The organism is Rufibacter roseolus, from assembly GCF_017916365.1.
In the GTDB taxonomy this organism is placed as follows: Bacteria; Bacteroidota; Bacteroidia; order Cytophagales; family Hymenobacteraceae; genus Nibribacter; species Nibribacter roseolus.
Genome location: NZ_JAFMSU010000001.1, coordinates 1,046,959 through 1,071,870, shown reverse-complemented (window position 1 = coordinate 1,071,870; position 24,912 = coordinate 1,046,959). Strand labels below are relative to the sequence as shown.

General features: G+C 53.1%; 21 protein-coding genes. 6 read left to right on the top strand and 15 right to left on the bottom strand.

The window, feature by feature from the left end; all coding sequences use genetic code 11:
* Nucleotides 1–10: 10 nt before the first annotated feature.
* The gene (locus J3P35_RS04485; protein ID WP_210463162.1) at nucleotides 11–3,220 is read right to left on the bottom strand and encodes a SusC/RagA family TonB-linked outer membrane protein; all 3,210 of its coding nucleotides are present in this window, start codon (nucleotides 3,218–3,220) and stop codon (nucleotides 11–13) included.
* 372 nt (nucleotides 3,221–3,592) lie between these two features.
* The gene (locus J3P35_RS04480) at nucleotides 3,593–4,192 is read right to left on the bottom strand and encodes a hypothetical protein (RefSeq protein ID WP_210463161.1); all 600 of its coding nucleotides are present in this window, start codon (nucleotides 4,190–4,192) and stop codon (nucleotides 3,593–3,595) included.
* Nucleotides 4,193–4,378: 186 nt separating this feature from the next.
* Between J3P35_RS04480 and J3P35_RS04475 the strand changes: the two genes are divergently transcribed.
* Nucleotides 4,379–5,956, top strand: a complete 1,578-nt coding sequence (locus J3P35_RS04475; protein WP_210463160.1) for a T9SS type A sorting domain-containing protein — start codon at nucleotides 4,379–4,381, stop codon at nucleotides 5,954–5,956.
* 13 nt (nucleotides 5,957–5,969) lie between these two features.
* Here J3P35_RS04475 and J3P35_RS04470 read toward each other — a convergent pair whose 3' ends face one another.
* The 9 genes from J3P35_RS04470 to J3P35_RS04430 all read right to left on the bottom strand — a co-directional run bounded on the left by J3P35_RS04470 (nucleotide 5,970) and on the right by J3P35_RS04430 (nucleotide 14,023).
* Nucleotides 5,970–6,563 (bottom strand): 5-formyltetrahydrofolate cyclo-ligase, encoded by a 594-nt coding sequence (locus J3P35_RS04470; RefSeq protein WP_210463159.1) that lies wholly within the window; start codon nucleotides 6,561–6,563, stop codon nucleotides 5,970–5,972.
* A gap of 2 nt (nucleotides 6,564–6,565) precedes the next feature.
* Nucleotides 6,566–8,122 (bottom strand): bacillithiol biosynthesis cysteine-adding enzyme BshC, encoded by a 1,557-nt coding sequence (bshC, locus tag J3P35_RS04465; protein WP_210463158.1) that lies wholly within the window; start codon nucleotides 8,120–8,122, stop codon nucleotides 6,566–6,568.
* A 363-nt stretch (nucleotides 8,123–8,485) separates the two neighbouring features.
* Nucleotides 8,486–9,853, bottom strand: a complete 1,368-nt coding sequence (gene rimO / locus J3P35_RS04460) for a 30S ribosomal protein S12 methylthiotransferase RimO (protein ID WP_210463157.1) — start codon at nucleotides 9,851–9,853, stop codon at nucleotides 8,486–8,488.
* A 330-nt stretch (nucleotides 9,854–10,183) separates the two neighbouring features.
* On the bottom strand, nucleotides 10,184–11,143 hold the full coding sequence (gene ftsY, locus J3P35_RS04455) for a signal recognition particle-docking protein FtsY (protein ID WP_210463156.1): 960 nt from the start codon (nucleotides 11,141–11,143) through the stop codon (nucleotides 10,184–10,186).
* Between the two features lie 108 nt (nucleotides 11,144–11,251).
* The gene (locus J3P35_RS04450) at nucleotides 11,252–11,404 is read right to left on the bottom strand and encodes a DUF4295 domain-containing protein (RefSeq protein WP_210463155.1); all 153 of its coding nucleotides are present in this window, start codon (nucleotides 11,402–11,404) and stop codon (nucleotides 11,252–11,254) included.
* Nucleotides 11,405–11,406: 2 nt separating this feature from the next.
* Nucleotides 11,407–11,595 (bottom strand): 50S ribosomal protein L33, encoded by a 189-nt coding sequence (gene rpmG, locus J3P35_RS04445; protein WP_062543030.1) that lies wholly within the window; start codon nucleotides 11,593–11,595, stop codon nucleotides 11,407–11,409.
* A gap of 230 nt (nucleotides 11,596–11,825) precedes the next feature.
* A complete protein-coding gene (locus J3P35_RS04440) occupies nucleotides 11,826–13,409 on the bottom strand; it encodes an aminopeptidase P N-terminal domain-containing protein (protein ID WP_317195353.1) in 1,584 nt (527 codons plus the stop codon).
* A gap of 45 nt (nucleotides 13,410–13,454) precedes the next feature.
* Nucleotides 13,455–13,694 (bottom strand): 50S ribosomal protein L28, encoded by a 240-nt coding sequence (gene rpmB, locus J3P35_RS04435; RefSeq protein ID WP_149089630.1) that lies wholly within the window; start codon nucleotides 13,692–13,694, stop codon nucleotides 13,455–13,457.
* A gap of 110 nt (nucleotides 13,695–13,804) precedes the next feature.
* The gene (locus tag J3P35_RS04430) at nucleotides 13,805–14,023 is read right to left on the bottom strand and encodes a DUF5522 domain-containing protein (protein WP_317195352.1); all 219 of its coding nucleotides are present in this window, start codon (nucleotides 14,021–14,023) and stop codon (nucleotides 13,805–13,807) included.
* 221 nt (nucleotides 14,024–14,244) lie between these two features.
* On the opposite strand from J3P35_RS04430, the gene rocD reads away from it, so the two are divergent.
* A complete protein-coding gene (rocD, locus tag J3P35_RS04425) occupies nucleotides 14,245–15,486 on the top strand; it encodes an ornithine--oxo-acid transaminase (protein ID WP_210463153.1) in 1,242 nt (413 codons plus the stop codon).
* Between the two features lie 278 nt (nucleotides 15,487–15,764).
* Entirely contained in the window at nucleotides 15,765–16,745 is a 981-nt protein-coding gene (gene hemB / locus J3P35_RS04420; RefSeq protein ID WP_210463152.1) for a porphobilinogen synthase, read from the top strand.
* A 163-nt stretch (nucleotides 16,746–16,908) separates the two neighbouring features.
* On the opposite strand, the gene J3P35_RS04415 is transcribed toward hemB, so the two are convergent.
* A complete protein-coding gene (locus J3P35_RS04415) occupies nucleotides 16,909–19,785 on the bottom strand; it encodes a FlgD immunoglobulin-like domain containing protein (RefSeq protein ID WP_210463151.1) in 2,877 nt (958 codons plus the stop codon).
* A 74-nt stretch (nucleotides 19,786–19,859) separates the two neighbouring features.
* A complete protein-coding gene (locus tag J3P35_RS04410) occupies nucleotides 19,860–20,273 on the bottom strand; it encodes a hypothetical protein (RefSeq protein WP_210463150.1) in 414 nt (137 codons plus the stop codon).
* A gap of 251 nt (nucleotides 20,274–20,524) precedes the next feature.
* On the opposite strand from J3P35_RS04410, the gene J3P35_RS04405 reads away from it, so the two are divergent.
* The 3 genes from J3P35_RS04405 to J3P35_RS04395 all read left to right on the top strand — a co-directional run bounded on the left by J3P35_RS04405 (nucleotide 20,525) and on the right by J3P35_RS04395 (nucleotide 22,657).
* A complete protein-coding gene (locus J3P35_RS04405) occupies nucleotides 20,525–21,337 on the top strand; it encodes a metallophosphoesterase family protein (protein WP_210463149.1) in 813 nt (270 codons plus the stop codon).
* Between the two features lie 6 nt (nucleotides 21,338–21,343).
* Nucleotides 21,344–21,979 (top strand): hypothetical protein, encoded by a 636-nt coding sequence (locus J3P35_RS04400; protein ID WP_210463148.1) that lies wholly within the window; start codon nucleotides 21,344–21,346, stop codon nucleotides 21,977–21,979.
* Nucleotides 21,980–22,129: 150 nt separating this feature from the next.
* Complete coding sequence (locus J3P35_RS04395; protein WP_210464085.1) at nucleotides 22,130–22,657, top strand: CopD family protein; 528 nt, start codon at nucleotides 22,130–22,132, stop codon at nucleotides 22,655–22,657.
* Between the two features lie 218 nt (nucleotides 22,658–22,875).
* Here J3P35_RS04395 and J3P35_RS04390 read toward each other — a convergent pair whose 3' ends face one another.
* Both J3P35_RS04390 and J3P35_RS04385 read right to left on the bottom strand, forming a co-directional pair.
* A complete protein-coding gene (locus J3P35_RS04390; RefSeq protein WP_210463147.1) occupies nucleotides 22,876–24,168 on the bottom strand; it encodes a hypothetical protein in 1,293 nt (430 codons plus the stop codon).
* Nucleotides 24,169–24,466: 298 nt separating this feature from the next.
* The gene (locus J3P35_RS04385; RefSeq protein ID WP_210463146.1) at nucleotides 24,467–24,847 is read right to left on the bottom strand and encodes a co-chaperone GroES; all 381 of its coding nucleotides are present in this window, start codon (nucleotides 24,845–24,847) and stop codon (nucleotides 24,467–24,469) included.
* Nucleotides 24,848–24,912: the final 65 nt, after the last annotated feature.

Here is a 24,912-nt window from a genome sequence, read left to right as displayed (position 1 = left end):
CTGTTTCTTCTTAAAAGGTGATGTTGAGATTAACTCCATAGGAACGCACCGTGTTAGACTGACCAGACTCATACCAGCTGATAGACTGGCCACCGGTAGAGAGTTCTGACGGATCCAAGCCTTTAGGTGCTTTCTGCCACAACTGCGCCACGTTACGGGAGATAAAAGCGATGCCTACTCTCTCAAAAGGCAGTTTGCTGAGCATAGCTTTCTCAAAAGTATAGCCCAGGCGCAGTTCTCTCAGTTTCACGTAAGAGGCATCGTAAATCCATTCTTCGTACACGTGGGTACCCAAGGTGGTTCTATAGTAGGCACGGGCGTCTACAAAGCCGTTGAATTCCTGACCGCTCACGTCTACGCCGTTGATCTTCACACCCGGACCATAAATCCCGTTTACTTTCACCCCTCCGCCTTCAGACACGACGTCACGCACGTTTTTGCCGTTCTCGTTGAGGGCAGCGGTTTCCGGGGCCATCCCTGTTTTCACGGCCAGCATTCTGGAGCGGCTGAAGAACTGTCCGCCAATCTGGTAGTCAATCATGGCGCCCAATTCCACTTTCCAGATTTTGAAGGAGTTTTGGAAACCACCCGTTAAATCAGGCAGCACACTGCCGAAGTCATGGGTGCTCTCGGTGTACAGGGGTAGGTTATTAGCGCCCAGCAAGATTTTACCGGTGGCCTCATCACGCTGATATGCTTTGCCAATCAGGCTACCGAAAGACTTACCCACGTACGAGTTCAGGTAAGAGGTAACGCCAGAGTAAGTGGTGTTGTCATAGGTATAGACATTGGTGCCAGGGTAAAGCTCTTTCACCATGCTCCGGTTGCGGTTCAGGTTAAACGTAGCATCCCAGGTGAATTTATCTGACTGTAAAGGGGTGGCGGTTAAGGAAAGCTCAATCCCTTTGTTTTCAATCAAGCCGGCGTTGATCACGGTAGAACCGTAACCGCTGGTGCCAGACACGTCCAGGTTCAGGATCTGGTTTTTATTCCGTTGCACATAATACGTGAACGCCATGCCCAATCTGCCTTGCAGGAACTTGAGGTCCATACCAGCTTCATAAGAATGTGCGAAAGAGGGCTTAATGTCTGGGTTATTCAGGTTGTCTGGAATAAACAAGGTGTTAGTGGAGCCATAGATGCCGCCTACCCCGTAGTTGTAAGAGGTTCTGAACACATCCAGGTCAGCGCCGGCCTGGGCGTAGCTCAACCGCACCTTACCAAAGGAAAGCGGGTTCCAGCCGATCAACTCACTGAACACCATAGATCCGGAAACCGAAGGATACCAGTACGAGTTGTTCTTCTCCGGTAAGGCCGAGGAATTATCGTTTCTGATAGAGGCATCCAGGAAGTAGGTGTCTTTGTAACCCAAAGACAGCATCCCGAACCCGCTTCTGATCTGTTTTTCCAAAAGGTAAGAGGAAACAGCCGGACGGTCAATGGAAGCCGCAATGTTGTAGTAGTTCGGGCTGGAAAGTCCGCCCACGGTGGCTTGTGATACGTAGGTGTACTTCCGATCAAAGATGTTGGTACCTACGTTTGCGTTCAGCGAGAAATCACCCCACTCTTTGGTGTATTGGGCCAAGAACTCATAGTTGTTCTCGCGGTTCTGGTACTTGCCCACAGAGTAACCGGGAATTCTTCTGCCTCCGAATGCGACACGCGTCTCAATGTTCTGGGTGAACATATCTGACCGCACAAAACCGCTCAGCTTCAGAGAAGGCAATACCTGCCAGGACAAACCTACGTCTCCAAAGAACCGGTCTCTGCTGTCATTACTGGTGTTCTCATACGCATCAAAATACGGGTTATCCCAGTACAGGCCCCGCAGGTTAGTGATCTCGCCGGTAGTAGTGTTAGGCCGGCTCAGGTTCCACTGCAGAATGGATCCATCCGGATAACGGTAGTTTTTCATACGCTCCATGTCAATGTTGCGCTGGAACCACTGCACCATGTACCGGGCTCCCCACTCAGACCCCTGCGAAGGACGCTGGGCGCTGTTGGTGGCGTAGTTGATGTTGGTGGAGAGCGTCACTTTTTTGGTTAAGTCCAAAGCAGCGCTTAAACCCAGGTTGTTTCTTCTAAGCCAGGTGTTTGGCTCCACACCCTGAATTCTGGTATCGTTGAAACTTAACCGGAAGGAAGTATTCTCGTTTCCGCCGGAAACACTCACGCCGTTATTAAGATTGGACCCGGTTTCATAGAAATCCTCAATATTATCTGGGTGGGCTACAAATGGGGTCAGTTGCCTATACTCCGGATCCTGTGGGTAAAAGCTGAACACCTGGCGCACCAGGGTGCCGTCCATCTTGGGTCCCCAGCTTTCGTCAATGCTCATGTCCACGTATTTATCGCCGTTGGGCAGGGTTCTCCAGGTTTGGCTGGATCCGCCGCCGTACAGGTTCTGCAATGGCATGAAATTACCAGCCTTCTCCACCGAGAAAGCGGAATTCAACTGCACCGCTACCTTTTTAGCTCCTTTCTTACCTTTCTTGGTAGTAATCATCAACACGCCGTATTGTCCTCTGATGCCGTACAATGCCGAAGCCGGCGGACCTTTTAACACGTTGATAGACTCAATATCCTCTGGATTGATGTCCTGGCCCAGGTTACCGTAGTCTGCACGGTCACTGCCGGCAAAGTTGGCGTTTGAGATAGGAGTTCCGTCTACCACAATCAACGGCTCACCGGTGCCTTGGATAGAGTTCACACCTCTGATTTTGATTTTCTGGGTACCACCCATGCTTGATCCGGAGGAACCCACTACCTGCACCCCGGCCACTTTCCCGGCCAGAGAACCCAACACGTTCTGCTCCTTGGTATAGGTCAGGTTTTCTCCTTTCACCTCCTGGGTAGAATAACCTAAGGAGCGCTCACTGCGCTGGATGCCTAAAGCGGTTACCACCACTTCATCCAAGGCCTTGGCATCAGGAGACAGAGAAATATTGAACGAAGATTGCCCCGATACCGGTACTTCGCGAGTGAGGTAGCCCAGGTAGCTAAGCACCAGTACAGCGTTGTCATCCGCTACCCTGATTCTGAAATCCCCATTGGCATCGGTGGAGGTTCCGTTGGTGGTGCCTTTGACCACCACACTGACGCCGGGCAGGCCGCTACCGTCGTCTGAGGCGGTTACTTTGCCGCTTATTTCCCGCTGCTGCGCATAGACCATGCCCAGCGAGGAGAGTAGCGCCAGTAAAAGAAGTAGTGTTCTCTTCATGTTTTAGTTTGGTTTAGTAGGTGAGAATAAAGTTTATGAAAGGTTTGTTGGTGCCTCTGGAATTAAGAATGGATAATATATATAAAATCAAATATCTCCTAAAGTATGACCAAAAAATCTATACTTTTTTAAAAGGCACTGAGGCTTTTATAATAAAAGAAGGAAACGATCTCCTCTTTTTATAAAAAAATTAAAATCATAATGCTGTGGATGATTTCAACAAGCCTTACCCAGATGAATATGGTTCAAAAAATAAGCCTGCCTTTTAAGCCTGATTTTCAGAAATCGAGCTTAAAAGGCAGGCTTATTTTTTCCTTTTCTTAAGAATCAGGAAAGGTTCTCTACACTTTCAATAATATAGGTCTAAGGAACTCAGTCCTGGAAGTTCGTAGGAGCTTTGGCCTTTTTTCTGCTGATGACTTTGTCCATCAAATGGGAGGTTAGCAGCACAGCATTGACACCTATGAAATTGCGCCAGAAAACAGGTGCCCCTGAGGTTGGTTTCACAAAGTAATGGTGCGCTGCCAAGGCATTCATCATCCCGAAGGTAGCCCAGCCCGTTTCGTCATTTTCCGGGGCTTTTCCCCCGTTGAAGGCAGCCAGTGACATCACGTGCAAGCCTGCCGCCGACCAATAGGCCCCGTTTTTGGCAAACCCGATGGAACTCACCAAACCTACCACGGCCTCGCCTACCAGGAACATAACCACTTTACTTTCCTTCTTTTCTTTCACCTCTTGCCTGAGGGAGATTCTCCGATCAAAAGATGGAGTAAAAGTGCCTTTTCCGGCGCCGTAAGCCAACAAAGACTCACTTGGCCGAGAGAGGCGCAGGATGGTAGTGGTTCTCCCAGAGCCAGAATCAACAGAAGCGATAGACCGACCGGAATCTGTTGCCACAGAGAGGCTCTGGCCCTGGCTGAGGCCAGGCAGGAGCAATAAAAGGAGAACAAGGGAGTAGAATGATTTTTTCATAGGATTTGCAGCAGGCGCACAAGTAAGATTCACCTATCATCAGATTCGTTGCATAAACACGAAAATATATAGAAAAACACTAATACAATTTAGCCCCGTGATCTGCTTTGTCTTAGTATTCCCAAATTTCCTTTCGCTGTTTTTTGCGGTTAATCGTTATATAAGGCATCAGTAAAAGAGGAAGTTATGAGAAACTGCTACATGCTATTGCTACTCTTGCTATGGGCTACTTGCGGCTGGGCCCAGACCAATCCGCCCGGTGCCACAGAACGGGTAAAAGTAACGGTGCCCCAGGGCATGCGCAGCTCGCCTTTCAACACAGACCGCTTTGTTTCCTTGCCCAGGAACTTCTCTCTGGCCGTCTACACCCGAATCTCCGGCGCCCGGTTCATGGCCATTGCGCCCAACGGTGATTTGCTGGTATCGGTACCGGGACAAGGTCGGGTGAAGCTGGTGCGACCCAATGCCACCGGCGATCCCCAGGTAACTGACTTCGTGAGCGGGCTCGCCCGACCCCATGACTTGGTTTTCCACGAGATCAACGGTACCACCTATCTGTATGTATCGGAGAAGAACAAGGTAAGCCGCTATACTTACCAAAACGGGGATTTACCGGGGCGAAACCGCGAGGTCATTGTAGACAACCTGCCAGATGCGAGCCTTCCTGAGCTGAACGGCAACTACGGCCACGAACTGAAGAACATCGCCCTGGACCGGAACCACAACTTGTACGTGTCTATTGCCTCTACCTGCAACGCCTGCCTTTCAGATACCCAGAGCGATCCCATCAGGGGAGCCATTTACGTGTATGATGCCCAGGGGAAAAACCGACGGCTTTTCGCCCAGGGCCTCCGCAACGCTGAGGGGCTGGCTTTTATCCCGGGCACTGATGAACTCTGGGTGACCGTGAACAACCGCGACCAGATCCGTTACCCCTTCAATGATGCCACCGGCAACTATGGCAAGATCATCCCCAGCTACGTAGACAACAACCCGCCGGAGGAATTCACCAAAGTGCGTGACGGCGGAAACTACGGCTGGCCTTTCTGTAACCCCACCTTTGCGGAAGGCCCGGACAACATGCCCTTCGCTCCGGATTATGAGCTGAACAAAAACAGCACCGTCAACTGCGACAACATGGACCGGATCTCCAAAGGGATAGCCGCCCACTCCGCCCCGCTGGGTTTCATCTTCACTCAGGGAACCGGATTGGCTGCCCCGTACAACAACGGCGCCATCATTGCCCTGCACGGCTCCTGGAACCGCACGAAGAAAACCGGCTACAAAGTGATTTATTTCCCATGGAACGCAGCCACCCAGAAACCCGGCCTGCAGGTTTCCCTTATAGACCACATCCTGAACGAGGACTCCACCAGCGCTTGGGCCCGACCTGTGGATGTAGCCATTGACTTACAAGGCAACCTGCTGGTCTCTGATGACCAAAGCGGCACCATCTTCAAGATGACTTACCATGATCCGCTGGGCGCCGGCGACAACCTGCCGGAGGGTCACCAGGTAAGCGTGGCACCTATGCCGGCGCAGAAAAGCACGCTGCTTACCATTGAGGTACCAGCGCCCATGAGGGCCACCGTTACCCTGGTGAACCTGCAAGGCGATAAACTCTGGGAAACGACGCAGAACCTTGGCAGCGGAAGCACCAAAATTAGGGTAGCCACCCATCATCTGGCTGCGGGCATGTATCTATTGCAGATAGTAACGCCTGCCTTCCAGGTCTCCAGGAAAGTAGTTGTACAGAAAGAGTAAGGTAGTAGGAGGATTATTGGTCCTGGGAGTCTGACGACTTGAAGGTCCACACCTGACCGGGGGTGATGACGGCATCCAGGGTAAGGTCCGTGGCACTTACATCATCAATAATCTCCACGGGAGACTCCAGGGAGAGGCCCAGTTTTTGGCTCATTTGCGGCAAAAGGGCTAGAAAACGGTCATAGTAACCTTTGCCGTAGCCCACGCGGTGGCCTTGAAGGTCAAACGCCAGCAAAGGAACCAACACGATGTCAATCTCAGACTCGGGGATGGGCAGGGCGTTTACCGGCTCCGGAATGCCCCACTTGCCTTCCTGCAGCTGGGTATCGGGGGTGATGAGGAAGTGGGCCATGGAAAAGTCCTTCGAGTTGGCCACGGGCACCGCCACCTGTACATTGTGTTGCCACAGCTGCCGCACAATGTGCCAGGTATTGATTTCCTGCTGATGCCTGATAGGCAGGAAAGTATGCACTGTCTGCCCCGGCTTAGGCGCAAATTCGGCCAGAAAACGCTCCGCGATGCGCGCGCTGCAGACTTCTACTTCTTCGGCCGTGAACTGCATGCGCCGCTGGGAATACTCCTTTCTAAGATCAGCTTTCAGGGCCATGGCTATTCTTCCTGAAGTACGGTAAAACAGTAGGAAAACGGCTCAAAGGCGGCCACCAGCTCCTGGATGAAGTTGGGGTTGTTGGTCTGGTAGGTGAGCAGGTTGTCTACGCGCTCCTGCAGCACACCCGTAGGGAAAAGCTTCTCCTTGAGGTTGGCCAATTGGTTATAGGCCGTATCGTTTTTATTTTCCACGGCTTTGTTCAGCTTTTTCTCCAACATCTGGAAGCTGTTCAGTGCTTTCTGGGTTTCGGCACCCACGGCCTTCACCAAAGTAGGGTCAATGGATTGGGCCAGCTCCTCTATCTGCCGGAAGGCTTCTTCCACGGCATCGCGCTGTTGTTGCAGACTTACCTCCTCCTGGTTCAGCAGCTCGGCCAGGCGTTTCTTTAGCTCAGGCAACTCCCGGAACATCTCCGTCACGGTGAAACCCAGTTTCTCCATGCGCTGGGCATTGGGCTTGGTGATATACATGGCAGAGTTGCGCAGCATCACCGCCGGATAAGGCACGCCATAGGCTTCAAACGTGCCTTTCAACTGGAACCAGTATGCCACCTCGGCCCCACCCCCAATGTACGCCAGATTGGGCAGCACCAACTCCTGGTAAAGGGGCCGCAACACTACGTTAGGGCTGAATTTCTCGGGCTGCTCCTGGGTTAAGGCCAGAATCTGCTCGCGGGTGAAAGCCAGGTCGGTGTTCAGGACTTTGTAGAGGCCATCTTCCTGCACAATGCGCTCACGCAGGTTCTGGTCAAGGTAAAACAGGTTGATCTCGCGCACCATCACCTGTGGTTTGTAGTGCTGCTCCAGCGCCGCGTTGGTTTTGGTGACGGCTTTATATCCTACCTGCTCGGTGAGTTCGCGCTGCGCGATGGGGCTGAACGCCTGCTTCAGGGTGCGGCTATCTCCGTCTACGCACACCACACCGTAATCCCCAAACAAACCGTTCACGATCTGGCGCATGGCCTCGGCTAGGGTAGCGCTGCCGGTGTAGGCCTGCTCAAACAACGGATAGCTCTCCGGCATCTCGTCCAGCAGCTCATTCAGACCATCGGTGGAGAAACGGCCCACGGCACCTTTGGCATCACTCTCCCAGGCATACTGCTTCCCGAAAAGCGTGAAATGGTTCACCTCGGCGAAGTCGTGGTCCTCGGTGGCCATCCAGTACACGGGCACAAACTTCTGGTCTGGGTAGGCTTTCTGCAGTTCACGCGCGGCGTTGATGGCCGTGACAATCTTGTAGATGAAATACAGCGGTCCGGTGAACAGGTTCAATTGGTGCCCCGTGGTAATGGTAAAAGTCCGGGCATCGGCGAGCGCCGCAATATTGGCCTGCACCGCCTCTGTCACTTCCACGCCCTGGTATTGCCTGTTCAGTTCCTCCACCAGCACCTGCCGCCGCTCCGCCGGGAAATCCCGCTCCTGGATAAGGGCCGGAAACGAGCTGATTTCAGGAAAATGGGCGTAAAACGGCCGGAGTTTGGCATCCTTCCGCAGATAGTCCAGCACAAGCGAGGAAAAGGCACCGGTGGCGCTATAGTCAATACAGGAAACTTTCATAGTAAGGGCATGCCAGCGTTAAGCGCGCACGCCGTGCAAAGGTAAAATCTATTTTCAGAATAATACCCGTAGTACGGCCCTGAGTTCCTGGGGGATGGTGTCTTGCAGGAAACTGCGGGATCTAACCGCGTTTTGGGGCGGATTTTTTGGAATGAGGGTAAAAACAAATTCACCATCCCGTCCTTTGGGTACCCCTTCTAAATCAGGAGGGGAGTTTTAGTCTGCCAACGCCAAATCGTTTGCTCAAAAGACCTCGCAGCGTCCGGAGGTCCTGCGAGCGTCTGTGCCTAATGCTATAAAACAAAAAGACCTCACAGGTTTTGAAAACCTGTGAGGTCTGCTGCCTCCTTTTAGAGGTATTTCTTAAGAAACAGACGGTAAATGCGCGGAAGCTTCTTTCTCTGCCGGTGCGTAGTTATTTGTAACCACCTCGCCGTACAGGTCAAAGTCTGAAGAATCGGTGATTTTTACTTGGGCGAAGTCTCCCAGGCGCACGTAGGTGCTATCGGCGGGTACCAACACTTCATTGTCTACCTCCGGAGAATCGTACTGGGTGCGGCCCACGAAGTAACCGCTCTCTTTACGGTCAAACAATACTTTATAGGTGTTGCCTACTTTCTCCTCGTTCATCTCCATGGAAATGCCTTGCTGCAGTTCCATGATGGCATCGGCGCGCTCTTGTTTCACCTCATCGGGCACATTGTCTACTAAGGTGTGCGAGTGGGTGTTTTCTTCATGGCTGTAGGTAAAGATGCCCAAACGGTCAAAACGGGTTTCCTCTACCCAACGGTACATTTCCTCAAAGTCCTGCTGCGTCTCACCGGGGTGACCGGCGATCAACGTGGTTCTCAAGGCAATGTCCGGTACGCGCTGGCGGATGGTGTCAACCAGTTCCAGGGTACGGCGCTTGGAGATACCGCGGCGCATGGTCTTGAGCATGTTGTCTGAGATGTGCTGCAGCGGCATGTCCAGGTACTTGCAGATGTTCTCGCGCTCTACCATCACATCCAGCGCATCCATCGGGAACTGGCTTGGATAGGCGTACTGCATCCTGATCCACTCAATGCCGTTCACGTCTGACAGGCGTTGTAACAGCTCGGCCAGTTTGCGCTCACCGTAGTGCTGCAGACCATAGTAAGTTAAATCCTGCGCGATCAAAATCAATTCTTTGGTGCCCATGTTAGCCAGACGGGTGGCTTCTTTCACCAGGCTGTCAATAGGACGATCTACGTGCTTGCCGCGCATCAACGGGATGGCGCAGAACGAGCACGGACGGTTACAGCCCTCGGCGATCTTGAAGTAAGCGTAGTGCTTAGGCGTGGTAAGCAGACGCTCCCCGATGAGTTCGTGCTTGTAATCGGCTTCCAGGGTTTTCAGGAGCTGCGGCAACTCCAACGTCCCGAAATAGGCATCTACCTGCGGAATCTCGGCCTCCAGGGAGTCTTTGTAGCGCTGCGAAAGGCAACCGGTCACGTAGAGTTTATCAATGGCGCCTGCTTCTTTGGCATCGGCGTAGCGCAGAATGGTGTCTATGGATTCCTGCTTGGCATTGTCAATGAAGCCGCAGGTATTCACGATAATGATGTTGGCGTCATCTTTCTCTGAGTCGTGCACCACCTCGCGGTCATTGGCGCGCAACTGGCCCATGAGCACCTCAGAGTCTACCAGGTTCTTGGAGCAACCCAGCGTGATAACGTTGTATTTGTCTTGTTTAAGCGATCTTACTTTCACGTGCCTGTCTTAGGGAATCTTTGTTATGGTGGGCAACAACCAAAACGGGTCATTTGGTTTACTTTGCGCCTATTTTATTAGAATGAGCCTCTAAATAGCCTAACTACAATATCTATCTGATATATTTTCTCTGGTTCAAGCTTTCAACTTTGACCTATTTTGATCTGAAGTTTGAAACTTCAGTGAGGCGGCAGCCTCAAGGTAGGTATTCCAGACTTTTCTGCTTCTATGTCTCACAAGTTGAAAACTTGAAGCAGGAAGAATTTAAAAGCAGTAAAGATTCATCCATTCTGGGCCTGCTTTTCGCACAACAAGCCCAAAACAGATTTACTATTTCTTGGAGAACAACGAATCTACGAACTCACGCTTGTCAAACACCTGCAAGTCTTCCACACGCTCGCCTACCCCGATGTATTTCACCGGAATTTTGAACTCGTCTGAGATGCCGATGATCACGCCGCCTTTGGCTGTTCCGTCCAGTTTGGTTACGGCCAGGGCTGTTACTTCGGTGGCTTTGGTGAACTCGCGGGCCTGGATTACGGCGTTCTGGCCGGTGCTGCCGTCCAATACCAGCAATACCTCCTGCGGCGCATCCTCAATCACCTTCTGCATCACGCGCTTGATCTTGGAGAGTTCGTTCATCAAGCCCACTTTGGTATGCAGACGTCCGGCGGTGTCAATAATCACCACATCGGCGTTCATCTCCACACCTTTCTTCACGGCGTCATACGCCACAGAGGCCGGGTCGGTGTTCATGCCGTGGTCAATCACGGGTATGCCTACGCGGTCGCCCCAGATCTTGAGTTGGTCAACAGCAGCGGCACGGAAGGTATCGCCAGCGCCCAGCACTACTTTCTTACCGGCTTTGTGGAACTGCGAGGCCAACTTACCAATGGTAGTAGTCTTGCCCACGCCGTTCACGCCCACCACCATAATCACGTAGGGATTGCCGCCAGTATCTGGAAGGGTGAAGTCGGCGGCGACGCCTCCTTTGTTCTCTTCCATGAGGTCCGCAATCTCTTCGCGCAGGATGCGGTCCAGGTCTGAGGTGCCCACGTATTTGTCCCGCGCTACGCGTTTCTCAATACGGTCAATGATCTTGACGGTGGTTCCAATCCCTACATCAGCATGTACCAGCACGGTCTCCAGCTCATCCAATACTTCTTCGTCCACCTTAGACTTGCCTACTACGGCTTTGCTGAGCTGGTCAAAGAAACTGGTTTTGGTTTTCTCCAGACCTTTGTCCAGAGATTCTTTTTTGTCTTTGCTGAAGAAACCGAAAAGTGCCATAGCGGTCTAGGGAACTATTGGAGGTGAAAATTAGAAATTAGAATATACCAAAAAAGTCCCTGGTATGGAGGGACTTTTACAGGTATATCATCAATGCGATATCGGCAATTATTTTTTCAGGGCGTCCTGTACTTGATCTACAGGCACCATTTCTTCTCTGAAGGTATAAGCACCAGTCTTAGGAGACTTAACGGCTTTGATCACCTTCGCCCAGTCTTTACCGGTAGAAGTTTTCAGGGTTGCTACTACTTTCTTAGCCATGGTTATTTAATTTCTTTATGTACGGTAACTTTCTTCATGAACGGATTGAACTTCTTCATCTCCAAACGCTCAGGAGTGTTCTTTCTGTTTTTGGTAGTGATATACCGAGACATGCCAGGTACGCCGGAGTTTTTCTGCTCAGTGCACTCCAAAATCACCTGAACTCTATTGCCTTTAGCTTTCTTTGCCATCGCGAAGTTGATTTTTATTTAGGACTGCAAATATACGAGGCCAGTCCTGTATTTACAAATGCTTTTCTACTTTTTTACTTTGGGTATCACGCAGTTTGCGCCCCAAAGCCTGTTCTTTTTCACTCTGCTAAGTTCAGGTGACGCGCTTTAGTTCCTTTTGGGCCTGTTTTCCACAAAATAGCCTCAAAACCCCTTCGCGGTTTGGCACTTGTCGCCAGCAGGCGACGCCCTTACTTTAACTCAGGCAGTTTGAAGTTATCCAGCGGACTAGGCTTAGCCATAGTGGCCTCAATGTCTTTCACCGTGCGAGGCGCGGCCACTGACAGGTTCTCCCAGCCATTCTCCGTGATAAGCACGTCGTCCTCAATCCTCACGCCTATCCCCCACCACTTCTTGTCGCAGGGACTGCCTTCGGGGATGTAGATGCCAGGCTCCACGGTGATCACGGTGTTAGGCTTAAAAGGACCATAGGTGCCGCGGTCGTGCACGTCCAGGCCCAGGTAATGCGATACGCCGTGCATGGTGTAGCGGCGCGCTTCTTCGGCTTTCTGGATGATGCCCAATTTGATCAGCCCCTCGGCCAGAACCGCCTGCGCGGCTACGTTGGGTGCGCTGAACATATTGCCTACTTTGCATTCCTTGAACCCAGCTTCCTGGGCAGCATACACCAGCTCATAGATCTGCTTCTGCGCCGCGGTGAACTTGCCGTTGGCCGGAATGGTACGGGTCACATCAGCGGTGTAGCCGTGGTACTCCGCGCCAAGGTCCATTAAGACCAGCTCGTTGCCCAGTTTGGGCTTTTCGTTTTCAATGTAGTGCAGAATGCAACCGTTGCTGCCCGCGCCTACAATGGACGGATAGCCCTCGTATTCAGACCCGTATTTTTTATAGACGAACTCATGGATGCCCTGCACCTCGGTCTCTGACATGTTGGGCTGCATGGCTTTCATCACCTCCAACTGCCCAATGGCAGACATGGCAATGGCCTTCCGGAGCAGCTTCATCTCCTCGGGAGCTTTGGTTTCCCGCATCTGGGCCAGAGCAGTTTCCAAACTAGACAAATCAAACTTCTCCTTGGGCATGTTCGCAACCAGGGCGGCCCGGGCAGGTGCATCTTTGGCGGCCAGGTAACTCTTCAGGAACGCGTTGTTGTTCAGGCTTGGATTGGCTCCCATTTGGCGCTGCACCTCCTGCTTTACTTTGTCACCAGACTGGACATCGTATTGTTTGATGAGCTGGTATAGTTCCTGATGGGCGAAATCCTGCGAGGGAGAGACGCCTATCTTCTGGCGGAACTGCGCCACCAAATCGTACAAATCGGCTTTGTCGCCGGGCTCGTTCCGGAGGTCCGTGGGTAGGCTCAGAAACAGGATCTGGTCAAAAGCCGCCGTGTCCAGCTTGAAGGTGGCGAAGGCGGTGGCAGGCAGCGCGTGCGTCAGGCCTAAATGCTGCTTCACGCCCTCCTCGCCCAGGCGCTTGCCGGTCCAGGACTCCCGCTGCGGGTTACGTGGCTGCGCAAACAGCACTTCTTGGGTGGCCACGCCATTGATCATGTGCTGGTCAGAGAACAGCAGCAGAACGGCATTAGGCTCGCGGTACCCGGTGAGGTAGTAAAAATCAGGGTCCTGGTGGAAGTTGAAGTCCACATCGTTGGCTCGGTTCCTCAAGGGGTTGGAAAACAAAACGGCAACGGAGTGGGCCGGCAGCTTTTGCCGCAGGGCCTCTCTCCGTTGCCGGTGAAATTCTTTATCCAGGAAATCCGCAGGTTTGTCCGGGCCGGTTGATTGCGCAGTCACCCCTATCGGCAGCGACACAAGCAATGTAAAACAAAGGTGTCGCAGAGCCTTCATGGCAGAAGCTTAGTAAACGATGTAACCGTCTTCTTTGGCTTTCTTCAGAACAGCAGAAATACCGTTCTTAGAGATAGTGCGGAGCGCAGAAGTAGAAACTTTCAAAGTCACCCAAGCATCCTCTTCTGGGATGTAGAAGCGCTTTTTCTGCAAGTTCGGGTAAAACTTGCGTTTTGTTTTATTGTTGGCGTGCGAAACGCGGTTACCCACCTGCACTCTTTTACCGGTTAAATCACAAACTCGTGCCATTGTATCGTTAGTATCGTTTATTACAAAAGGGATGCAAATATCCGCAAAAAGTTGTGCAATGTCAACCCTTGCGCGCAACTTTTTTCTTTAATGTGTTCTTCAAAAGTGTTTTAACTAGCCTCAGCGTCCTTTTTGCTTCCATCTGCCGGCCCAGAATTCCCCTTTTTGGTGAATCCGTAAGGACAATGTTTGCAGCCGCTCTGGCAGCAATAGCCGCGCCGGCGGTGGTACTGCTCCGTGAAAACTATGAGCCCCTGCTCGTTGAAGTAAAAGTCGCCGGGTTCCAGCGGCAGCGGTTTGGGCTTCATGCCGCAAAGATACAAGGCCATGGGGTCGCATGAAAGCCCACCTCATTTGAAATGTCGTTTAGGAGCAGTTTTCAAGAAAACGGGATAAAAAAGCCTGAGATACGCTCAGTTCTTCTAGAAGCTACGCACGTTCGTTAGCCTTTCAAGACTTTTCTTTACATTTATCTCTGCAAGCGGTTCCTGCGTATTTATTGAAACGGGGAAGCACCGCCTTCTTTTCAATCACCTTAAACCTACAACACATGAATACTTCCACAGTTACCTCCAGCCAAGAGGCCATTGCCTTAGAAGACAAATACGGAGCCCACAACTATCATCCGCTGCCGGTGGTGCTTAGCCGCGGCGAGGGGGTTTATCTCTGGGATGTGGAAGGCAACCGGTACTATGATTTCCTTTCGGCGTACAGCGCCGTGAACCAGGGCCACTGCCACCCGCGCATTATCGGCGCCCTTACCGAGCAGGCCCAGCAACTCACGCTCACCTCGCGCGCTTTCTACAATGATAAACTGGGCCCCGCCGAGAAATACCTGACCGAGCTGTTTGGCTACGACAAAGCCTTGCTCATGAATTCCGGCGCCGAGGCTGTGGAAACCGCCCTTAAACTGGCCCGCAAGTGGGGGTACAAAGAAAAAGGCATTCCGCCGCACGAGGCCGAGATTCTGGTAGTGGAGCACAACTTCCACGGGCGCACCACCGGTATCATCTCCTTCTCCACTGATCCCAGCAGCACCGTAGGCTTCGGACCGTACATGCCGGGTTACAAAGTGCTGCCGTATGACAACCTGGAGGCATTGGAAAGAGCATTGCAGGAAAACGCCCATATCTGTGCTTTCATGGTAGAGCCCATCCAGGGCGAGGCTGGCGTAGTGGTTCCTTCAGACGGTTACCTGAGCGGCGCCAAAGCCCTATGCGAGAAATACAACGTACTCCTGATCATTGATGAGATCCAGACAGGCATTGGCCGTACCGGCAAGATGCTGGCCTCTAATTACGATGGCGTCAAAGCCGATATCCTGATCCTGGGCAAAGCCCTTTCGGGTGGCGTGCTGCCAGTTTCTGTGGCGCTCGCCGATGACCGCATCATGCTCTGCATCCAACCCGGCGAGCACGGCTCTACCTTCGGAGGTAACCCGCTGGCCTGCGCCGTAGCCGTGGCCGCCTTGGACGTGATCCGGGACGAGAACCTCACCGAAAACGCCATGCGCCTGGGTGAGATCTTCCGTGCACGGATGAACGAACTCAAAGCCCGCCATCCTGAACTGGTGAGCCTGGTGCGCGGCCGTGGTTTGCTTAACGCCGTTATCATCCAACCCACTCCAGATGGCCGCACCGCCTGGGATGTCTGCGTGAAACTGATGGAGAACGGCCTTTTGGCTAAACCCACCCACGGCGACATCATCCGCTTTGCGCCACCCCTGGTGATCACTGAGGAGCAATTGAACGCCTGCTGCGATATCATTGAGAAAACGCTGGCGGAGTTCTAGAACACTAGCACTCCCTCACAGAAAGGCTGCCTGGACTTCGCGTTTGGGCAGCCTTTTGCTTTTGGTCTGTTTTCAGGAAAGTAACCCTTAAACATGAGTCAATTGCAAGGTTGTGGAAAACATAGCATCTGACAATCATGCGCCGTACCTTTGCGCCGCGCCGGAGAAGGTGGGCAGAAAATTTTGGTCCTGTCTACACTTTTCGCCGGACGCTTTTGTTGTATCAGCAGCAGGCCCGTTCAGGATAAGAACCCGCTTGCTTAACCCTAACCGCTGCTATGAACCATTTAACCCGCCGGCCCCGCCGGAACCGTAAATCAGATGTCATCCGTAATCTGGTACAGGAAAATCACCTCACTTTACACGATCTTATTTTCCCCATATTTGTCACCGAAGGCCAGAATGTGCAGCAAGCCATTCCGTCCATGCCCGGCATCTCCCGTTTCAGCCTGGACCGCCTGGTAGACGAGGTAGGCCAGTGTGTGGAACTGGGCCTCAAAGCCTTCGCGCCGTTCCCCAACATCTCCGAGGACAAGAAAGACCGCTTTGCGCAGGAGAGCAAGAACCCTGAGGGTCTTTTCCTGAAGACCATCTCTGAGTTGAAGCGTCAGTTCCCCGGCATCGTGCTGGCAACCGATGTAGCCATGGACCCTTACAGCACCGACGGCCACGACGGCATTGTGGACAACGGCGAGATCATCAACGATGCCTCTCTGGAAGTTCTAGGCCAGATGGCTTTGGCGCAGGCCCAGGCCGGCGCCGATATCGTGGCTCCGTCAGACATGATGGACGGCCGCGTGGCGCACATCCGCCAGCTCCTGGACAAGCACGCCTTCTATAACGTGTCTATCATGAGCTACACTGCCAAGTACGCTAGCGGCTTCTACGGTCCGTTCCGCGATGCCCTTGAATCTGCCCCCAAGCACGGCGACAAGAAAACCTACCAGATGAACCCTGCCAACAGCCGCGAGGCCCTCATCGAGGCCGAACTGGACACCCTGGAAGGCGCCGATTACCTCATGGTGAAGCCCGCCCTCTCCTACCTGGACGTAATCAAATCGCTCCGAGATAACTCTAACCTGCCCATCGCGGCCTACAACGTGAGCGGCGAGTACGCCATGGTGAAAGCCGCGGCCCAGAACGGCTGGCTGGACGGAGAGAAGATCATGCTGGAAACGCTGTTGAGCATGAAACGCGCCGGCGCAGACATCATCCTCACTTACTTCGCGAAGGAGTTTGCCCAGTACGTGAAGCGCTAATTCATTTATGCCCTGTTTTACCAGAAACAGCCTTAAAATAGAAAGGGAGCCTTGAGAGGCTCCCTTTCTATTTTGTAATCCTTGGTTAAAAATTACCCTTAAAACAGAAGAAGCTGCCGGAGTACTCTCGGGCAGCTTCTTCTGTTTTAAAGCGGTGGGTGTTTTACCGGAGGAAGGTCAGGCGTTTGGTGTACTGCTTGCCATCAATGGTAAGCTGGTACAGATAATTGCCTGAGGCAACAATTCCGCCGCTGCCAGCCCTGCCGTCCCAGTTAACCTGGTGCGTTCCGGCCTGCTTTCTGCCGTTCACCAGGGTGGCCACCGTTCTGCCGCTCAGGTCATATACCGTCAGCTTCACGTTGGCTGATTTCTCCAGAGAGAAAGGAATGGTAGTCACCGATCCTGAGCGGAAAGGGTTAGGGTAGTTCTGCTTCAGTCCGAACTGCGCGGCATTGGCTATTTCTTCCGGTGAGGCGAGCGGCCCTGAGTAGCGGCGGCTGTACACCCCGTTTCCGTGGGTACCTACCAGCACCAGGTCATCGGTGGTACGGCTGAGCACCATGTCTACCGGCACCTGGCCAATAGAGCTGGCACCCTCCCTTATCCAGTTGGTGTTTCTGCCGCTAAGAGTAGCCGTGGAATACAAGCCGGTGCTGGTACCCACCAGGTATTTGGTGGTGCCATCAGGGTTAGGCAGGATGGTGAGCCATCTGGTTGACGGACCATTTCCTTCCTCATCTCCGTTCTCCTCCAGGTTCCCCGAGATAGCCGTCCAGGAAGTTCCACCGTTGGTGGTGGAGAAGAGGCTTTCCACTTTGTAGTTCGTGAACACCACAATCGCTTTGTTCGCATCGCGCGGGTCAATGGCAATACAGCCTATGTTCGCCCCCGATGGGAAGCTGGTTCCGGTAACGGTGGTACGGGTAGGGGAAGTAGCAGATGCATCATTGAACTTGTAGAGTTTCCCGGACCGGGTCCCGAAGTACACCACGTTGGCCGGCGACTTACTCACCGATACCGCAGAAATCTCCTCAGAAGAAGTCAGCCTGGTTACCACTTCCCAGCCCAGGTTAGACTGGTTTCCGGTGCTGTTGGCCGGAATCTGCGAGATGTTCTTGTTCCGCCACAGGGTGTCTCCGGCCGGCAGGAACATGTGGTACTCATTGTTAGGGTCAATGGTGTACGGGTTCACAAACAGGTAACCGCCGGCTTTAGGCGGGTCAATGCGTGCGTAGCCGGTATAGTCTCCGTTGTTATTGAAAGCAAAGCGGTACACCGTGCCGTTCTGGGAAGACACCAGGATGGAATGCGTAGTGACCGCCGTAAAGGCCCCATCTCCGCCCAGTTGTTCTACCCAGTTGGTCTGCTCTTCAATGTTGTCCACGGCCCAGCAGCCGTTGTCTTGCATACCGCCCACCACAAAATCATCGGTGGTGTTCAGGTCAAAAGCCACGGTGTAGAACTGCGTGGTCTGGTAGCCCCGGTTCAGAGACTCCCACGCCACCGAGCCCGCCAGCACATTGTTCGTTCTGGAAAGCCCGCCGTCATGCGCAGAGATCATGGTGTTGGGGCTGCTCTTGTAGAAGACTACCTCGTGCTGGTCTGGGTGATGGTTGGGGTATTGCTCATAAGTGGCATTTGAGGCAATGTAACCTCCAATCTTAGTAGTGGCGGTAGTGTTGGTAAAGCCACTGGTAGAGCGGTAAAGGTTGGTACCACCCAACACCACCAGGTTAGGATCGGTGGGTTTGGACCTTACCACCATGTTGTACCCGCCCTGCAGGTCCAGGTCCCCGGACTTACCGCCCAGCATTGGCAGGTTTGCGCTTAGATCAGTCCAGGTGCCGCCTGTGCCACTGCCGTTTCCAGACCCATACTGGTATTTCCAAAGGTTGGCTTCGCTGCCGGCGTTCTCCGTGGTATAAACAAAGAAGTAGACTATATTCTCGTTAGACTGCGAAATGTCCATCACAATGCGCTCATAGGTCTCCGGGAAATCAGCGGGGGTAATGTCGGTCCAGGTGGTGCCGTTGGTGGAGCGGTAAATGCCTTTCTTGGTGGAGGTGCGACCGCCGTTGGCATACTGGCTCAAGGTCGCGTACATGGCGCCGTTATTCCCAATCGCGATATCGGTGAAGAAAGGACTGGTGTTGAAATCCTCGGTATCAGCCCCGAAACCCAGAACATAGTCCCAGGTGGTTCCGCCGTTGACCGAGCGCCGGATAGAGCCCGCCGTGGCCGCAAATACCTCGTCCTGGGTGGCGTTGGCCGGATTGGTGGCTACGCGGTAGTTATACTGGAAAACGCTGGTAAACGAGGTGTAATCATCGGTCTGGGTGCTGGGCAGCGGGTTCCAGGTCACGCCGTTGTCAATGGATTTGAAGATCCCGTTTCCGTAGTAGGAGGCGCCGGGCGCATTAGCGGAGTTACCAATCAGCTCACCCGTACCGTAATACCAGACATTGCGCTTGCCGGCTCTTTTGTCCTGCGAAATGGTGGTAACACTGTGCAGCATGTTGGGATTGGTAACCTTTACCCAGGAATTACCGCCGTTGCTGCTGCGCCACATGCCGCCAGACACGCCACCCGCCAGGATGTTGTTCTCATTGGCCACATCAATAGCCAGGGCGCGGGTACGGCCGCCAATGTTGTAAGGACCGCGTCTGTCCCAGGTGAAAGTGGCCATGCGGGCATAAGGATTCGCCTGGAACAGGACCTGCTCTGCCGTGAGGATTCTGTTGGAATAAGCCAGCTCCAGTTCTCTGATGCCTTCGGGGATTTTGCCGGTAGCCGGGTCCCTTAACCTTGACACCTCATACGCCTGCCGGGCATCTGGGTCTTCTTCGCTGCCGATGGCGCCTTTCTTGTGCAGGCGCTCTGCGCGTGCCACCCGCCCAGCCTCTTTCAGGCCCTGGGCCGAGAAATGCGTTTCCCGGCCACCCATAAAGGCTGGGGAAGCAGCAAGGTAAAGTAATGCCCCAAAGAAAAGAAGCAAAGCGCCTGACATCCAGAATTGACGCTGCGGGGATAAACGTTCCATGAAAAATTTATGTGGTTGTGGTCTGAAGTACTGTGGATTTATGATACTTAGGCGAAAAAGCGGCTATAAAAAACTCATTCTGACAAGGCATAGGACTGGATCACCAAAGGGTCTTTCTCGTTAAGAGAGCTTTTCAGTTCGGCTTTGATTTTCTTTCCGGCGGTTACGCCCGGTCTGCCTTTGCCGGGCTGCACCGTCATGGGGAAGTAAGCCAGCATCTGCTGTCCCTGCCCCAGTGATTTGTTGAAACCAGATCCGTAGCCCAGCACCTGCGTAATGCGCACCTCGGCCTTGCAGGGCGCCTGGCTGCAGGGTCCTTTGCCGGCGGGCTCCAGCTCAGGCAAGATCCTCACCACCTCCAGCACCGCGCGGGCACGCCCGGGCGCCACAGGTTTCTGGTCAGAAACCGGGGGCTTTTCTGTGATGGAACTAAGCTTGGACGATGACCTGGGCATCTCTGTCTGGGTGTCTTGTTCTGTCTCTGGCAATCTTTTACATGCAAAACCCACCAACAGGAATAAAGTTGGCAAAAGAAGCAGGATTCTCATTCCGGAACAGGTTCTACGCATAAAACAAATATAATTACAAAGATCAGGTTTTAAACATCTTACTATAAATATCTAAAGACAGAACCTCCGAGGGCGCTTATTTACGTATAAGCCGCAAAAGCAGCAACCTTGCCCCCAGTAATGGGTATAGGAGAAAAATACCGTTCTATCTATTCTATAGCGTCAAATCCATGAAAACATACTTTCTGCCGCCGCCCTGCAAGTGGCTGGCACTGGCTTTTCTCTTCCTTCTATCGGCCTGCGATATGTTTGAGTACCACCCGTACGCAGGTAACCTTGAGTTCAAAAACCTTACCGCCCAGAACGTAGCCCGCATCAAAGCCCTGGAAAGCCAGTACAACCCAGAGACCCCGCTGCGCTTCGCGTTGACCGGTGATACCCAAGGCTACTTTGCCGAGACCGAGGACATGGTGAAAGACATGAACTCCCGCGACATTGCCTTTGTAATCCACGCCGGTGACTTAACAAACTACGCCTTCACTGATGAGTATGAGCGCATGCACCGCGTGCTGGCCAAACTGAAGATGCCGTACGTTACCGTGATCGGGAACCATGACTGCCTGGGCGACGGCGACAAGCTTTACAAGGAAATGTATGGCCCCCTGAACCACTCCTTCACCTTCGGGCCAAACAAATTCATCCTGCTCAATACCAACTTCCTGGAGTTTGACGCGAGCGTGCCCGACGTGAACTGGCTGGAACGGGAACTGCAGACTCCCCAGACCATTGTGAACAAATTCGTGATTTCGCACATCATCCCTGACAACAGCGAAGCCAACCCGGCCCAGGAACAGACTTACGTGAACCTCATGCGCAAATACAACGTGCGCCTTTCTTTGCACGGCCACACACACAACTACCGCGCCTCTGAGCTGTACCAGGACGGTATTCCCTACGTGACTACCGCCGCGTCTTTAAAGCGGAGCTATGTGATGGTGACAGTGATTGGAAACCAGGCCACCTACGAAAAAATTGATTTCTGATTCTGTATGAGAAACCTTTCCGCTTTTTGCCTGCTTTTCTGCCTCACGCTCTCCCTTACTGCCACCGCGCAGGACACCTCTGATAACGCCTCCCCAATTGCCTCTGATAAGGTAGACCGCCCTAAAAACAAATGGTACGCCCCAGACTATGTGGTGATGCAGCACGCCGGCCTTATAGGTATCCTGGCTGCGGGCGTGGGCTACGATTTCGGGAAACATGACCGCACCAACGCCGAGCTCATGTATGGGTTCACGCCCAACTACGGGTTCAAGAACACCACCCACACCTTTACCACCCGGGTCTACTACCAGAGCCATCCCAAGCCACTGTTCAAGGGTTTCCAGATCAGCTGGATCAAGGCGGGCGCAGGCATCAGTATGACCATTGGCGAACAGTTTGAGACCTTCTTCCCCAAGCACTACCCCGAGGGGTACTACATCTGGCCCACCGCCACGCGTATCCTGCCCTTTGTGGGTTCCTCGCTGGGCCGGGAGTTTGGCGGCAAAAAGCGGCCCCACTACGGCGAACTCTACGGCGAGATCGGGACCAGCGACGTCATGATCGTGGACAAGTACCGGAACAAAGGCATCTCCGTGCCGGATATCCTTAACCTGGCCATAGGCGTGCGCCTTTCCTTGTAGAGAGTCCGTTTCGGGGCTGTTTTCCAGAAATCGGGGCAGAAACAAAGTTTAAGGGAAACAGTTCTATTCTGGTGGGCGTTGGTTTCTCCGGCACAAACCCTCATTTTTGCAGCGGCTCTCTTCAAAGCCATGCCGCTCGCGGATATTGTTATGGATTATAATTACCTGAAATCGCTGCACATCATCTTTGTGGTCACCTGGTTTGCGGGCCTGTTCTACATTGTGCGGTTATTTGTCTATTACGCCGAAACGGCCCCTAAACCGGAGCCCGAGAAAAGCATTCTGCAGACGCAGTTTGCGCTCATGCAGAAACGGCTGTGGTACGGCATCACCTGGCCCTCGGCGGTACTCACCGTGATCATGGGCCTGAGTCTCTTGCACTACTATGACCCCATCCCAACCTGGCTGTGGATTAAACTGGGTTTTGTGGCTGGGTTGCTGGCTTACCACCTGTACTGCCACCGCATCTTCAAACAGCACCAGCGCGGCGAGATAAAGCAAACCTCCACCGCCCTGCGCATCTGGAACGAGGTAGCCACGCTTTTCCTGGTGAGCATTGTGTTTCTGGTGGTTTTGAAAAATGGCCTGGACGCTACCTGGGGCGTGCTGGGTTTCATCGGGTTATCGGTTCTGCTGATGGTGGCCATCATGGTGTACCGCAAACTCAGGAAGGCCTGAGCGTTCTCTCCTTCTGGCATCTTACCTATACTGTCATCCTGAAAGGACCTTGGGGGCAAGCTGCAACAGCCGTTTAACTCATCACCTTTTTGCTTCTGGCACCAGTACTTTGGGGGTTTCACCTCTTTCCTGAAAAACAGGCCTGAAACAGACCCGCCTAAAAAAGGAAACGGCCCCAAAGGGGCCGGCTCACTACAAACAACCAACATGACAGCGGCTTACTGGTAAGCCGCCATTACCTTTTCGTATTCATATTTAGAACCCACGGTTCTGGCCGCCTGGGAATACGCTTCTTTTATTTTCTTGTCGTCTTTGGGGAGCTGCAGGGCCATCTTGCGGAGCAGCTTGGCCTTTTCGTAGTCTGAGCTTATGCTTTGGCTGGCTTTGAGCAGAGGCAGGTACTGGTTTGTGCTCAGCCGCGAGTTGCCCAACAGGCTGCTGTACGCCTTGGCTTTCTCATAGTCAGATCCGATGCTGTTGATAAGCGGCAGCACCCTGTCAAAGTACCTGACCACTTGCTGCTCATGGCGCATGAGCGGCTGCAGTCCCTTGGTGCGCTCGTAGTCTGAGGAAATGTTCTGCAAAGCCCGCATAGACAACTCAAACTGCTTTTCTGAGAGCTGGGGCCGACTGGCAAGCGCGTGCAGCACCTTCACCTTCTCGTAGTCAGAGCCAATGGTGCCAATGGCCTCGGCGGTTTTGTCAAGGGCTTTCTCAGAGAGTTTCTCCTGCTGCAAAAGATGCCTTAACACGCGAGACTTCTCGTAATCTGATCCGATGGTAGCACTGGCAGCGGCGTAAGCCTCGGCGGTCTCAGAATTCTGCAGAAAGTTCTGGGGAAGCTTGGTGAGGATGGAAGCAGCTTCGTAGTCTGAGGTTTTCCCCTGGGCCACCTGCTCCAACAGCAAGCGCATATCGCCCGGTTTCAGGTCTTCCCTGCGGAGGAGGTACTTGTACATTTTGGTGCGGCCGGAGCCGGCTTCCATCCCTGCGGTGTAGGTCAGCAATTTTTGGGCGCCACCTTCCTGGTACAGCCGCGCGGCACGGGCCTCGGCGCCCAGACCGGTTTTGGACACCATCTCGGACAGGTACTTCGCCAGCCAGACCTGTCCGGCGGTGGCGTAGTCCTGAGGTTCGCCGTCAACCCAGTATTTGCCTTCCAGGGTGCCGCCATTGTTCTCCAGCACTACCTTGTGCTCCGGCCCAGATTTCTCCTGCCGCGCGAACTCAAAACGCCCGCCCTGGCTCAAGCCGGTGATGGAATGCTCATCCTCGGCTACCGTCACGTTTCCACTGGTCACCAACTTCAGGCGCAGCCCGTTGTCATCGGTGGTGATGTAGACTGTTTCCCCTTTGTCGCCTTTGGTGCTAAACGTGCCGTTGATGACCCGCACCTCCTCACGGCTGGCCGTAGTGGTTTTCTGCCCGCCCTCTGAAGTTTGGGCATAGACCGGCGCCACCAAATTAAGACAGCCGAAGACAATGAAGGAGGAAAGCAGAAATGGACGCATGGAATGACTTTTTAGTTAATGTCTTACAAGTACCTTGAACCCTTTCTATTTTATCTAAAGACAACCCCCGTTTTGGGTGGTTGCATGCAATTGAGAAAATGTTCCTGTTACTTTCTTTGACAAGCGCCATGCCAAGAGTATATATTATTGATTTACAATCAATTGCATTGAACACTTAAAACAAAAATGTTCGCTTCCGAACAACAATCATTCAAAAGCGAACACTTCCAGAAATAGTTTTAGGCTTATTTGAGATAAAACAGGCCCGAAACGGAATTCATGATTCTTTTGGCTTGGACTATTCTTCTTCGCGCTCCAACAGCAGCACCGATGACTGCGGCACAATGAAATATTTATCGCCCATGTAATTGATTTCCACGGCATCGCGCTGCAGGTAAATGGCCAAATCGCCTTCGCGGGCCTGCAGCGGCAGGTAGCGCACCTGCTCCTTCTCGTCCTGGTTCCAGATCTCATCATCCAGGCCGTAGTCGGCGGGAATGGGGTAACCGGGCCCTACGCGCATCACGTAGCCTTCCTGCACCTTCTCTTTCTCCTGCACACCGGGCGGCAGAAATAATCCGCTTTTGGTCTGCTCCTTCGTGCTCTTGGGTTTAATGAGTAAGCGGTCTCCTACTACAATCAACTTCTGCAGTTTATTGGCGGGTGAGTCTTTGCGCATAGCGGTAAACGTTACAAGTAAATGGGCTGCAAAGATAAAACACCAGAAAGGTATTACGCTACTGG